Source organism: Micromonospora sp. NBC_01405 (genome assembly GCF_045040155.1).
Taxonomy (GTDB): Bacteria; Actinomycetota; Actinomycetes; order Mycobacteriales; family Micromonosporaceae; genus Micromonospora.
On record NZ_CP109532.1, the window covers coordinates 863996 to 876710 of the forward strand.

General features: G+C 75.7%; 10 protein-coding genes. 5 read left to right on the top strand and 5 right to left on the bottom strand.

Going from position 1 to position 12715, the window contains the following annotated elements; genetic code table 11:
- Position 1: 1 nt before the first annotated feature.
- Positions 2 to 2692, bottom strand: a complete 2691-nt coding sequence (locus tag OG559_RS03025; protein ID WP_405112128.1) for an FtsX-like permease family protein — start codon at positions 2690 to 2692, stop codon at positions 2 to 4.
- 190 nt (positions 2693 to 2882) lie between these two features.
- Positions 2883 to 6071, bottom strand: coding sequence for an FtsX-like permease family protein (locus OG559_RS03030; protein ID WP_405112131.1), 3189 nt, complete (start codon positions 6069 to 6071; stop codon positions 2883 to 2885).
- Positions 6072 to 6238: 167 nt separating this feature from the next.
- Here OG559_RS03030 and OG559_RS03035 point away from each other — a divergent pair, with 167 nt between their 5' ends.
- Positions 6239 to 6535 carry a hypothetical protein gene (locus OG559_RS03035; RefSeq protein WP_405112133.1) on the top strand — a complete coding sequence of 99 codons (297 nt, stop codon included), beginning with the start codon at positions 6239 to 6241 and terminating at the stop codon, positions 6533 to 6535.
- 80 nt (positions 6536 to 6615) lie between these two features.
- Here OG559_RS03035 and ligD read toward each other — a convergent pair whose 3' ends face one another.
- On the bottom strand, positions 6616 to 7644 hold the full coding sequence (gene ligD, locus OG559_RS03040; protein WP_405112136.1) for a non-homologous end-joining DNA ligase: 1029 nt from the start codon (positions 7642 to 7644) through the stop codon (positions 6616 to 6618).
- Between the two features lie 47 nt (positions 7645 to 7691).
- Here ligD and msrB point away from each other — a divergent pair, with 47 nt between their 5' ends.
- From msrB to OG559_RS03060, 4 genes are all read left to right on the top strand, one after another.
- Positions 7692 to 8099 (top strand): peptide-methionine (R)-S-oxide reductase MsrB, encoded by a 408-nt coding sequence (gene msrB / locus OG559_RS03045; protein WP_405112139.1) that lies wholly within the window; start codon positions 7692 to 7694, stop codon positions 8097 to 8099.
- A 210-nt stretch (positions 8100 to 8309) separates the two neighbouring features.
- The gene (locus tag OG559_RS03050; protein ID WP_161692252.1) at positions 8310 to 8570 is read left to right on the top strand and encodes a Prokaryotic metallothionein; all 261 of its coding nucleotides are present in this window, start codon (positions 8310 to 8312) and stop codon (positions 8568 to 8570) included.
- Positions 8571 to 8671: 101 nt separating this feature from the next.
- Positions 8672 to 9127: a GNAT family N-acetyltransferase gene (locus tag OG559_RS03055; protein WP_405112142.1), complete on the top strand. Its 456-nt coding sequence runs from the start codon at positions 8672 to 8674 to the stop codon at positions 9125 to 9127.
- A 128-nt stretch (positions 9128 to 9255) separates the two neighbouring features.
- Positions 9256 to 10356, top strand: a complete 1101-nt coding sequence (locus OG559_RS03060) for a lytic polysaccharide monooxygenase (protein WP_405112145.1) — start codon at positions 9256 to 9258, stop codon at positions 10354 to 10356.
- Between the two features lie 246 nt (positions 10357 to 10602).
- Here OG559_RS03060 and hemQ read toward each other — a convergent pair whose 3' ends face one another.
- The gene (hemQ, locus tag OG559_RS03065; protein WP_405112148.1) at positions 10603 to 11304 is read right to left on the bottom strand and encodes a hydrogen peroxide-dependent heme synthase; all 702 of its coding nucleotides are present in this window, start codon (positions 11302 to 11304) and stop codon (positions 10603 to 10605) included.
- Positions 11301 to 12710: a protoporphyrinogen oxidase gene (gene hemG / locus OG559_RS03070; RefSeq protein WP_405112150.1), complete on the bottom strand. Its 1410-nt coding sequence runs from the start codon at positions 12708 to 12710 to the stop codon at positions 11301 to 11303. The genes hemQ and hemG overlap by 4 nt, the downstream gene beginning before the upstream one ends.
- Between the last annotated feature and the right edge of the window lie 5 nt (positions 12711 to 12715).

The window sequence follows — 12715 nt, forward strand, 5'->3', positions numbered from 1 at the left end:
CTCAGCTCTCCTCTCCGAGCCGCAGCACCTCACCGAGGCGCAGCCGGCGGTTGTTCAGCGTCTCCACGGTCACCGCGAGGGCCAGCGCCACCGCGCCGACCACGAGCACGGCGCCGACCAACCCGGGCGAGAACGCGACCCGGACCGGTGTGCCCCCGGTGAACGCGGTCAGCCCGAGCACCGGGGTCAGCAGCAGGGGCAGCAGCGCGCCCGTCACCGCGCCGGTGAGCAGCGCGACGGCGACCAGCGGCGTCAGCTCGACCAGCAGCAGCGCGCGCCACTGGCGACGGGACAGGCCGAGGGTGCGTAGCCGGGACAGCACCTGCCCCCGGGCCCGCGCCCCGGCGAGCACCGCGAAGGCGATCGCCAGCAGGCCGAGGGCGGCCCCGCCGCCCGCCCCGGCGGCGAAACCGAAGACCAGCAGGCCGTTCGCGCCGCCCTCGCCGAGGGAGTCCCGGGCACCCCGCCAGGTGGTCACCTCGGCGCCGCGCGGTCGCTCCCCCGCGACGATGGTGCCGCCGCTCTGGTAACGGTGCTGCCCCTCGTCGCCGGCCTGCCGCAGCGCCTCCACGTCGAATCCGTCGCCGGAGACCAGGAAGGCCGTCGGCACCGGGCCGGTCGGGCCCGGGGCGGGCAACGCCTGCCAGGGCAGCACCACGAACCGGTCGGTGGCGAACGGGACGAGTGGGAAACCGTCCGCCGTGCCGGCCACCCGGAACAGGTAGTCGCGTCCCTGCACGGACACCAGGGCCGAGCCGTCGAGGCCCTTGCGCGCCAGGTCGGCGGCGAGCGCCGGGGAGACCAGCGCGGGTGCCGGCCCCTGGGCGGGATCGCCCCTCAGTTGCGGGGGCACCGACACCGCCAGCCCGGCATCCCGGGCCGCCTCGGCGAGCCCGGGGCCGTCGACCAGCAGCACGGTGACGGCGGCCAGCCCCGCGTCGGCGCCGCGCGGGTGGGAGATCCGCAGCGCGGTGTCCCGCACGACCGGGGTGGCCCGCCGGACGCCGGGCAGCGCCTGGAGGGCGGCACCGGTGTCGGGGGCGAGCCGCTCGCCGTCGACCAGCGCGGACGCCGGCACGGCCAGCGTCGCCGTCCGGTCCCGACCGGCCTCGATGCCGGTGGCCACGACGGCGCAGAACGCCGCCGTCGCGATCGCCACCACCACGACGATCACCGGCGCGGTGGCGGCCGACCGGCTCGCCCGGGCGGCACCGAGGAACGTCACGCTGCCCCGCAGCCGGGCGGCGACGCGGCTCAGCAGCCGCAGCGGCCAGGGATAGAGCCGCTGCGCGAGCACCGCCGCAGCGACGGCCAGCAGCACCGGCACCGAGATCAGCAGCGGATCGACCGACCCCGGGGTCAGGCCCCGACGCCGCAGCAGCACGACGGCCAGCACGGCCAGCGCCACGACCAGCAGTTCCACGGTCAGTCGGCGGCCGCCGGGGCGGGCGGTCACCAGGTCGCGCCGGCCGCCCGGGGCGGCCGAGACGGCCAGCGTGGCCAGCGGCAGGGCCAGGGTGGCCAGGACCGCCGTGGCCAGGGCCAGCCAGTCAACCCCGCCGCCGGAGCCGGGCAGCAGCCGGCCGAGCAACCACCCCAGCGCCGCGGCCGGCGGGACGACCAGCAGCGACTCGGCGAGGCTGCGCAGCGCACCGCTGGCCGGTGCGCCACCCCGGGCGACCAGCAGGGCGAACTCGGTCTCCCGGCGGCGGGCCGCGAGCCGGGCGGCGAGCCCGATCAACCCGGCCAGGGTGGCGATCACCCCGGCGGCGATCACCGCGAGCAGCGTCCGCGCGGCGGAGACAGCGTCGAGGAACTGCTGCAACGGGACGTCCACCGCCTGGGTGACTTTCAGCCCCGGCGGGGACTCGCGAACCAGCCGCCGCACGCCGTCGATGACGGCGCGCACGTCGGCCACGTCCATGCCGGCGGCGCCCAGGCGGTACCGCCAGGAGAACCGGACCGAGCCGCCGGCGGCGGCCACCGCGTCCAGGCCGGCGTCGCCGGTCACCGCCACCATCTCGTACGGCTGCCCGTCGCCGGCCGGTTCGGTCACCCGCTGGACCAGCGGCAGCGTGTCCCAGATCCCGTCCGCCGGCCGGTTCGGCTCGAAGACCCCGACCACGAGCAGCCACAGCGGTGCGGCCCCCTTCCCCGCGGCCCAGCGCAGGCGGCTGCCGGCCCGCAGGTTCACCTTCCGCGCCGTGTCGGCGGCCAGCGCGACCTCGACCGGCCGGTCCGGCCCGGTCGCCTCGGTCGGCCAGCGCCCCTCGACCAGGGTGGCCGCCTCCCCGATGCCGGGCATCACGCGCAGCCGGGATACGACGAGGAGGTTCCTCGCCGCCAGGTCCGGCCCGGTCAGCTTGCCGAACGCGGTCTCCGCGACATACCAGCGGCTCTCCACTGCGGCCCGGACCGGGGGCGGCATGCTTGCCTCGAACGCGTCGAGCTCGCGGCCCCGCGCCGCGCTGACCGGCCCCTGGCCCCCCTCGACCGATACCTCCTCGGCGCTGCGAGTCAGGTCCCGCTCGGCGACCGGGGTGCCGGCCACGTACTCCCGAAGGCCCTGCTGCACGAGCCGGTCGGCGACGCGAGGGATCCCGGTGACCAGCAGCACGGCCACCAGGGCCAGCACCCCCAGCAGCAGGAACTGCCCGCCGAAGGCCCACACTCGGCGGGCGGCCCCGGTCATCGGCTGCCCGCCCCGGTACGCACGGTCACTGCACTCACTGCTCTCCCCTGATCCGTGGCCGCGCCGCCGCGACCCACCGGCCCGCGTCGGACCGCGACCGCGCCGACGCCGTTGACTGATCCCCGCCGGCCGGCGACCACGCCGACGCCCTCCACCGGCCCGGGCCGGACCGCCACCACGCCGACGCTGCTCACTGGTCACCGCCGAACCGCAGTTGCGCCGCCGCCAGCCGCTGGCGGATTCCCGTGGCGATCACCGTGCTGAACGCGAGCGCCGCCAGCAGCAGGCCGAGGGCGGTACCGACGACCGGCAGCCAGGGCAGCGCGAAGGCCGCCTCCGGCACCGGTCGGTCCGCCGCCCGGGTGAGCACCACGAGCGGGGCCATGGTGGCGCCCACCCCGGCACCCACCAGCAGCCCGACGCCGACGCCGATCCCGGCCAGGAATGCCTGTTCGGCGAGCAGGGCGCGGGCCAGCAGCCGTGGCGTGGCGCCCAGCGTGTGCAGGACGGTCAGCTCCCCGATCCGTCGGCGCGCGGTGGCCCAGACGTCCACGCCCAGCCCGACCAGGGCGAGCAGGAGGGAGCCCAGCGCCGCCGCGAGCAGGCCGGTGCGGGTGCCGAGCCAGTACGGGTCGCGGTCGGCCTCCTCCGCCGCCGCCCGCCGGTCCAGCACGGTGACCCCGGGCAGGTCGGCGACCGCCCGCACCGCCTCCGGGTACCCGCCGGGGTCGGTGCGCACCCACCACTCCGAGACCGGCCGGACCGCCCCCTTGGCGCGAATCAGCCAGTCGACCGCGGCGGGCAGGTCCAGCAGCATGCCGGCGGCCGATCCGGTGGCCGGCACCGCCTCGACCTCGCCCACCACCTGGACCGACAGGGTGGCCCCGGAGAGGCTGACCTGCATCGTGTCGCCCTGGCCGACGCTCAGCGCCCGGGCCACCTGCGGGGTGATCAACGCCGGCACCGGCGGGTTGTCCCCGGCCGGCACGACGGCGAAGCGGCTGGACGGCTGCGACGCGAACCGGCCGCCCTCGACGATCCCGACCCACCGGCCGGTGCGCAGCCCGCCGTCGTCGTCGAGCCGGACCGGCTCCGCCTGCTTCGGCTCGTCCACCCGGGTCACCCAGTCGCCGGTGAGCCGCACCGGGCTCGTCGTCCCGGCGGCATCCACCGCGCGCAGCCCGGTCACCTCCAGCCCGTAGTTGGAGCCCAGCGCCGGGCCGCCGGTGGCCTCGAAGCCGGCCAGCCGGTAGGACCGGCCACCGGTGTCGGGCAGGTCCACCGCCGCCGGGACCGGCCGACCGTCGCTGCCCCCGGTGGCCAGCGGTAGCCGCCAGGAACCGCCGTCGGCGGTGGTGAGCAGCACGGACACCGCGACCGGGTGCGGGCGCATGACCCCGGTGACCGGGGTGCGGACGGTGCCGGTGAGCCGTCGGGTGCCGGCGGGCAGCTCGACGCCGGCCGGCGCGACCCGGCCGCGTACCTGACGGTCGAACAGGGCCCGGGCCGGCTCGTCGAGGATCCGGTCGTTGAGCCGGGCCACGTCCGACGCCGCCGCCGCGTCCATGCTGAGCACGCTGACCGGCAGGTCCTCGCGTCCCACCCGGATGTCGTCGCGCCAGGCGGGCAGCGCCCGGTCGACGCCGGGCGCCCCGGCCAGCCGGCCCGCCCGATCGCCCGGCGCGGCCCCGGAGCGCTCGACCAGCCGCAGGTCTGCGCCGACGCTGTGGTCGGCCTGGTCGACGTGCGACCGTTCCCCGGTGGTGACCAGCGACCAGGCCAGGGTGCTGCCGCCCACGGCGAGCGCGAGCAGCAGCACCGGGCCGGCGTGCGGGCGCCGGCCGGCCTGCCACATGCCCAGCATCGTGGCGGTCCAGGGCCGGGCGTCCACGAACCGCTCGGCGAACCGGGTGGCCGGCGGCAGCAGGCGCAACGCGAGCACGGCGCCGGCCAGCACGCCCAGCGTCGGCGCCGCCACCAGCAGCGGGTCGATGCCGAGCCGGCCGCCCGCGCCGGCCAGCGGTGAGGAGTACTGCCGCAGCTGGACCCAGGCGAGCACGGCCAGGCCGACCAGGGCCAGGTCGGCGCCGGCCCGCTGGGCCGTGGCGGCCCGGCTCGGCCGGGACCGGGCCGCCAGGTCGGCGACGTACGTGCCGGCCCGGCGCATCGCCGGCAGCACCATGGCCACCAGGCAGCCGGCGGCAGTGGCGGCGGCGACCGCCCAGGTGAGCGTGCTGCCCGCGGCCGACGGGTCGGACCACGTCTGGTCCTGGCCGACGTGGCGCAGGGCCTCGGCGGCGAGCGGCGGCCCGAGCAGCGCGGCCGGGAGGACCACCAGGGCCGCCTCCCTGGCCGCCAGGCCGGCGATCTGTCGCCGGGCCGCGCCCCGGGCGCGCAGCAGCGCCGTCTGCGCGCGGCGATCCTCGTTGAGCAGGGCGGCCACCAGCACCAGCGCGTAGCCGCCGAGAACCAGGATGAGCAGCAGCGGGGTGAGCAGCGAGGAACGGCCCACCAGGTCGGCGCGCCCGAGCCGGTCGATCAGCCGGTCCATCGTGGTGACGCTCCGGGCGGACGAGCCGAGCCCGGTCGCCTCGGGCAGCTCCGCGACCTCGGTGGCGACGGCCCGCTTCACGGCCCCCAGCCGGCTCGGCTCGACGGCGGCCAGATCGGGTTCGACCAGCCAGGACGCCGACGTTGTGGCGGGGAAGGTCCGGTCGAAGTCGGCCGGATCGAGCAGGAACGGCCCGTACGACGTGGCGGAGCCGGCTGCGACGGCGCCCGGCGCGAGCCGCCAGTACGACCCGTCCGGGTCCCGGGGCCGGAAGAGCCCGACCACCTCCACCTGGCTGGTCCGTTCGCTGGCCCGGTCCCGCAGCGGCACCCGCTCGCCGACGGTCAGGCCGAGCAGGCCGGCGACCCGTTCCGGCAGCAGCGCCTGCACCGGCTCGGCCCCACGTTCGGGCTGCCGCCCGGCGACCAGGTCGGCGTGGCCGGTCAGGTCCTCCAGGGTGGTCAGCTCGGCGAAGACCGGATCGGTGCCGGTGCGGGCCGCCCCGAGGTCGCCGGTCAGCTCGCGTCCGGTGCCGTAGCGGGCCCCACGAACCGCCACGGACGCCCCGCCGAGCCCGTCGGCGAAACGGGCCCGGACCGCCCTGTCCCGGTCGGCGTAGGCTGCCCGGTCCGCGCCACCGGAGCCACTGACCAGCAGGCTGCGCTCCTGCGCGGGAGACGCGGCGAACACCGCCCGCTGCCCCGCGTCGACGGCCCGCCGGTTGTAGTCGGCCAACCCGGTGACGAGGGCGATCGCCACCAGGGCCGCCACCACCGCGGCGAGCAGCAGCCCCCGGGCCGCCCGGGCCCGCCTCCACACCATCGCCATCGCGCCGCCTTCCTGGGCCCAGCGGGCCGACGATCACAATGACTCGCTGCGGGTCCGGAAAGGTTCGCGCCCGTTATCCGACCGTTATGGCGGACACGCGGCGCGGTGGCCCGTCCCGCCCCACCCGTGGCCGCCGGTTCCGGCGTCGATCTGCTTGGATGGCTGTCATGGAGATCGCCCTCACCGTGCTGATCATCGCTGTCGTGCTGCTGTTTGCCGCCCAGTTCGCCGGGACCCGGCAGGACCGGAGCACGCCACGACGGCTGGCCGAGATCGAGCGGCGCCTGCAACTGGTGATGGACCACCTCGGGGTGGTGGACGAGCGGCCGGCGCCGCCCGGGGTCCGCGAGCACCTGGCCCGGGGCGAGAAGCTCCAGGCGATCAAGGCGTACCGGGAAGCGACGGGCGTGGACCTGCGGACTGCCAAGGAGGCCGTGGAGGCGATGATGGGCCCGCTCCGCTGAGTCGGGTGCGTCAGCCGGCCGGGCGACGCAAGCGCCGGGCTGCCGGCGACGCGAGCGGCCCGGCTGGTCAGCGCGGGCGGTCAGCGCGGGCGGTCACGGTCCTTCGAGGGTTGGACCCGCTTCGGCTCGCCCGGCATCTTGGGGTGGTCCGGCGGGTACGGCATGTCACCCTGGCCCGCGGCGGCGTCCCGGTCGGCCCACTCCAGCAACGGGCTGATGTCCCACGGGGCGTCGTCGATGCCCGCGTGCGGGTCGCCCCGCTCGGCCAGTCGGGCCGGGACGCTGCCCAGGTGGAACTCGTCCGGGTCCACGTCGGGCAGCTCGTCCCAGGTGACCGGGGTGGACACGGTGGCCCGGGCGGTGGCCCGCAGCGAGTACGCGCAGGCGATCGTGCGGTCCCGGGCCATCTGGTTGTAGTCGACGAAGACCCGCTCGCCCCGCTGCTCCTTCCACCAGGCGGTGGTGACCAGATCGGGGCGGCGGCGCTCCAACTCCCGGGCCAACGCGATGGTGGCCCGCCGCACCTCGGTGAACGTCCACCGGGGCGCGATCCGCAGGTAGACGTGCACGCCCCGGCCGCCGGAGGTCTTCGGCCAGCCGGTCGCGCCCAGCTCGTCCAGCAGGGCTCGCACCTCGGCGGCGGCCGCCGCCGCGTCGACGAAGTCGGTGCCCGGCTGCGGGTCGAGGTCGATCCGCAGCTCATCGGGGTGGTCGACGTGGCCGGCGCGCACCGGCCACGGGTGGAACACGACGGTGCCCATCTGCGCGGCCCAGGCCACGTGGGCGAGGTCGGCCGGGCAGAGCTCGTCGGCCGTCCGGCCGCTGGGGAAGCTGATCCGGGCGGTGCGCACCCACGGCGGCACGCCCCGGCTGGGCACCCGCTTCTGGAAGAACATCTCACCGGCGATGCCGTCGGGGAAGCGTTGCAGCGTGGTCGGTCGGTCCCGCAGGGCGCGCAGGATGCTCTCGCCCACCGCGACGTAGTAGCTGAAGACATGCGCCTTGGTGAAGCCCCGCTCCGGGAAGATCACCCGGTCCGGGCTGGTCAGCCGAACCATGTGACCGGCCACCTCGATCTCCGTGGCCGTTGCCTTCGTGGTGCCGCCCATCCCGAGACCATATGCCACGGCACCGACACCCGACGTACCGTTGTCGGGTGAGTCTTGATGAGAACGAACTGCCCAGGACCGAGGACGAGTGGCGGGTCCGGCTGAGCCCGGAGGAGTTCCGGGTGCTCCGCGAGGCCGGCACCGAGCCCGCATGGACCGGCGAGTACGTGGACACGAAGACGCCCGGCGTCTACCACTGCCGCGCCTGCGGGGCACAGCTGTACCCCAGTGACACGAAGTTCGACTCGCACTGCGGCTGGCCGAGCTTCGACGACGCGATCCCGGGCGCGGTGCGGGAGATCGAGGACAACAGCCACGGCATGCGGCGTACGGAGATTCGCTGCGCGCGCTGCGACAGTCACCTCGGCCACGTCTTCCGGGGCGAGGGGTTCACCCCGAAGGACACCCGGCACTGCGTGAACTCGGTCTCCGTCCGGCTGGAGCCGAAGGGCTGAGCCGCGGACGCCCGCCGTCCGGTCGGGACGGGTCAGCGCAGCGCGCCTGATCACGTCGTCCTCCGAGGTTCGAGGCTTCCACCAGGCACAACGCCCGACACGCCGGCCCGACACGCCGCCGGAACGGCCGGCTTCGGCCGTTCCGGCCGCCCGGATCGGGCCGCTGCCGCACGCTGGGGGCCACATGTTCTCTTCTCGGGGGGTTCGGCCATGGCGACGTGCGAGGTCTGCGGCAACGACTACTGGATGGCGTTCGAGGTACGCACGGTCAGCGGCGACGTACACACCTTCGACTGCTTCGAATGCGCGGCGCACCGGCTGGCGCCGATCTGCGAACACTGCCAGGTCAAGATCGTCGGCCATGGGGTCGAGGTCTCGGGCCGCTTCTTCTGTTGCGCCCACTGCGCCCGGCAGGAGGAGGGCGACCGGGGCGCGGAGATCCGCGACGCCGTCGGCGCCCGCCCCCGCTGACCGGGGACAGGAACCGTCCGCGCCCGCCGACACCGGAGGCCACCCGGCCGCCGGGAAGGGGCCACCGCGTCCCTGCTGGCGCGGGCACCTACCATCGCCGGATGCCGTCGCAGACCGTCGAGGCCCGACTCGCCTCCTTCGCCGAACTGGATGCCCGCACCTTCCACGACCTGCTCCGACTCCGCATCGACGTGTTCGTGGTGGAGCAGGCGTGCCCGTACCCGGAACTGGACGGCCGCGACGTCGAGCCGGGCACCCGGCATCTCTGGCTGGCCCGCGACGGCGCCGTCCTGGCGTACCTGCGCATTCTGGCCGACCCCGACGGCGTCGCGCGGATCGGCCGCGTGGTGGTGGCGCCGGACGCCCGGCGCGGCGGGTACGCCGGCCGGCTGATGGCCGAGGCCCTGGCCGTGGTGGGCGACCGGCCGTGCGTGCTGGAGGCGCAGTCCCACCTGACCGGTTTCTACGCCCGGCACGGCTTCGCCGCCAGCGGGCCCGAGTACGTCGAGGACGGCATCCCGCACACCCCGATGCGCCGGGAAAGCGCCATCCATTGACATAGGTGAATTGGTGTGGAAATCTGCGCAGGCAGGAGCCGCCGCGGGATCAGCACGAGCCGGCACGGGAGGGGCAACTCCCGCCGTCCGGGCGTCGTCGCAGTCCGACCTCTCACCCGGAGGCTCCCATGTCCACCCCCGTCCGCAGGCGTTCCACGCCGCGCCTGGCAGCCTGGCTGCTCGCCGCCGGCGCGGTCATCGCGCTGCTGCTCACCACCGCCCTGGCGAACTCCGCGTCCGCCCACGGCTCGGTCGTCGACCCCGCGTCCCGCAACTACGGCTGCTGGCAGCGCTGGGGCAGCGACTTCCAGAACCCGAACATGGCCACCCTGGACCCGATGTGCTGGCAGGCCTGGCAGGCCGACCCGAACGCCATGTGGAACTGGAACGGCCTGTTCCGCGAGGGCGTCGCCGGCAACCACCAGGCCGCCATCCCGGACGGCCAACTGTGCAGCGGGGGCCGCAGTTCCAGCGGCCGATACAACGCGCTCGACACCGTCGGCGCGTGGAAGACCGCGCCGGTGACGAACAACTTCCGCATCAAGTTCTACGACCAGGCCAGCCACGGCGCCGACTACATCCGGGTGTACGTGACGAAGCAGGGCTTCAACGCGCTCACCAAGCCACTGGCCTGGGGCGACCTGGAACTGGCCGGCCAGATCGGCAACACCCCGGCGTCGCAGTGGACGCCGGAGGCGCAGGGCGTGTCGATCCAGGTGCCGGCGAACGCGCCGGGCCGCACCGGCCGACACATCGTCTACACCATCTGGCAGGCCAGCCACCTGGACCAGTCGTACTACCTGTGCAGCGACGTGGACTTCGGCGGCGGCGGCCCGACCACCCCGCCGACCACCACCCCGCCGACCACGACGCCGCCGACGACCACCCCGCCGACGACGACCCCGCCCACCACGCCCCCGGCGACGGGTCGCTGCACCGCGACCTACCGGGTCACCAACTCCTGGACCGGCGGGTTCCAGGGCGAGGTCGAGGTGACCGCCGGCGCGTCGGCGATCAAGAGCTGGACGGTGACCTGGACGTACGCCAACGGCCAGCAGGTCAGCTCGTCATGGAACGCCACCGTGACCAGCAGTGGGTCCATGGTGACCGCCCGCAACGTCGCGTACAACGGGGCGCTGGCCGCCGGGGCGAAGACCGCCTTCGGCTTCATCGGCTCCTCGACCGGCACCAATACCGCGCCGACGCCCACCTGCACGGCAACCACCTGACCCCCGCCACCCCCCGACCACGCCCACACACCGCACGCCCGCACGGCAGGATCGCGCCTAATACACGGAATTAGTGGCCTTCCCGGCCGGGAAGGCCACTAATTCCGTGTATTTGCGGGGAGGGACGGCGCGGGCGCCCGGCGCGGAGGGACGGCGCGGACGGCCGGCGTGGACGGCCTGCGGGCGGGGCAGGGCGCGGGCAGGGGGCCTTGGGGGTGTGTCAGGGGTCGCGGCGGGGGGCTGCGGTCACACCAGGCAGGAGACGATGTCGGCGATCGGGCGGCGGCGGCCGGTGTAGAAGGGGATCTCCTCCCGGACGTGCCGGCGGGCCCGGGACCCCCGCAGGTCGCGCATCAGGTCGACGATCCGGTGCAGCTCGTCGGCCTCGAAGGCGAGCATCCACTCGTAGTCGCCGAGGGCGAACGAGGCGACCGTGTTGGCCCGCACGTCCGGGTAGCCCCGGGCCATCTTGCCGTGCTCGGCCAGCAGCTCGCGCCGCTCGGCGTCCGGCAGCAGATACCACTCGTACGAGCGGACGAACGGGTAGACGCACGTGTACGCCCGGGCCTCCTCGCCGGCCAGGAACGCCGGGATGTGGCTCTTGTTGAACTCCGCCGGCCGGTGCAGCGCCATCTGCGACCACACCGGGGTCATCGCCCGGCCGAGCGTGGTCCGGCGGAACCGCAGGTACGCGTCCTGGAGCGCATCGCTGGACGACGAGTGCCACCAGATCATCAGGTCGGCGTCGGCGCGCAGCCCGGCCACGTCGTACGTGCCGCGGACCGTCACGTCCTTGCCGGCCAACTCCTCGAAGAGGGCCTCGACCTCGCCGGTGACGTTCTCGCGCAGTGAGGGCAGCGGGCTGGTGGCCCGGTACACCGACCACATCGTGTAGCGGATGCTGTCGTTCAGCTCCCGCAGCCGGTTCGCGTTGGTCTGCTCGGTCATGCTGCCGATCCTCCCAGTGCTGTGATGATCTCTTCGGCCGCCGTCGCGCCGGAGCGGACGCAGACCGGGATGCCGACGCCGTCGTAGCCGGCGCCGGCCAGGGCCAGCGTCGGGTGCGCGCCGCGCAGCGCCGCCCGGGCGGCGGCCACCCGGTCGAGGTGCCCCGGGGTGTACTGCGGCAGCGCCCCGCCCCACCGCTGCACGTGGCTGGCCACCGGCGCGGGCAGCGGCGCGGCCAGCACCGTCGACAGCTCCCGGTGCACCGTGTCCACCAGGTCGGCGTCGGTGACCTGGAGGGACGCCTCCTCGCCGTACCGGCCGACCGAGGCGCGCACCAGGGCCAGCCCGTCCGGCCGGGCCAGATGCCCCCACTTGGTGGTGAAGAACGTCGACGCCTTGATCAACAGCCCCTCGGTGGCCGGCACCAGGAACCCGGACAGCGCCGGCAGCGCCGGCTCGGGCAGGGCCAGGGTGACCAGCGCGACGCTGGCGTAGTCCAGCGCGCCGACGGTCGCGGCGGCCTCCGGCGCGATCCCGGCCAGCAGCCGGGCGGCGGGGCGGGCCGGCACGGCCAGCACCACGGCGTCCGCCTCCACCGACTCCGGGTCGCGGGTCGGGCCGACGGTCAGCCGCCAGCCGGTCGCCGTCGGGGTCAGCTCGCGTACCGCCGCGTACCGGCGGATCGTCGCCCCGCCGGCCGTGGCGGCGGCCTCGACCAGCCGGCTCAGCCCGCCGGCCAGGGTGCCGAAGACCGGGGCGCCGGGGGCGCGCGGCGCGGCGGCCTGCGCGGCCCGGACCGCGCCGACCAGGGTGTGCTCCGTGCGGGCCGTGCGGGCCAGCGCAGGCATCGTGGTGACCAGGGACAGGTCGTCGGCCCGGCCGGCGTAGACGCCGCCGAGCATCGGGTCCACCAGCCGGTCCACCACCTGGTCGCCGAGCCGGGAGCGGACCAGCGCCCCGACGGAGACGTCCGCGCCGGGGGCCAGCAGCGGGCGGCCGGTGTCGCGGTCGGCATCCGCGGCCGGCTGCGCGACCGTCGTCACCTTCGCCAGATCCCCGGGTACGCCCACCAGCGTCCCGCCCGGGATCGGGCGCAACCCGCCGCCGACCGCGAGGGCCGCCTGCCCGACGGTGGGGTGCACGATCTCGTCGGCCAGCCCGAGCCGGCGGGCCAGGGCGACGGCGGCGGACTCCCCGCCGGCCGGGTCGCGCATCAGGAACGACTCGGCGCCGAACTCGACCGGCTGCCCGGCCAGCTCGCCGGTGCGCAGCTTGCCGCCGAGCGCGCCGGACTGCTCGTACACGGTGATCTCGGTGCCGGCGGGCGCGCGGTCCCGCAGCCGGACGGCGGCGGCCAGCCCGGTGATCCCGCCCCCGACGATCGCCACCCGCCACGGTTGCCGCACGGTCA

Excerpts from the sequence above, each read along its gene's own strand:
- OG559_RS03035 (WP_405112133.1), top strand. The coding sequence starts at position 6,239 with ATGGAGATCGCCCTCACCGTGCTGATCATCGCTGTCGTGCTGCTGTTT.
- OG559_RS03050 (WP_161692252.1), top strand. The coding sequence starts at position 8,310 with ATGGCGACGTGCGAGGTCTGCGGCAACGACTACTGGATGGCGTTCGAG.
- ligD (WP_405112136.1), bottom strand. The coding sequence starts at position 7,644 with ATGGGCGGCACCACGAAGGCAACGGCCACGGAGATCGAGGTGGCCGGT.
- OG559_RS03030 (WP_405112131.1), bottom strand. The coding sequence starts at position 6,071 with ATGGCGATGGTGTGGAGGCGGGCCCGGGCGGCCCGGGGGCTGCTGCTC.
- OG559_RS03025 (WP_405112128.1), bottom strand. The coding sequence starts at position 2,692 with ATGACCGGGGCCGCCCGCCGAGTGTGGGCCTTCGGCGGGCAGTTCCTG.
- OG559_RS03060 (WP_405112145.1), top strand. The coding sequence starts at position 9,256 with ATGTCCACCCCCGTCCGCAGGCGTTCCACGCCGCGCCTGGCAGCCTGG.
- hemQ (WP_405112148.1), bottom strand. The coding sequence starts at position 11,304 with ATGACCGAGCAGACCAACGCGAACCGGCTGCGGGAGCTGAACGACAGC.
- OG559_RS03055 (WP_405112142.1), top strand. The coding sequence starts at position 8,672 with ATGCCGTCGCAGACCGTCGAGGCCCGACTCGCCTCCTTCGCCGAACTG.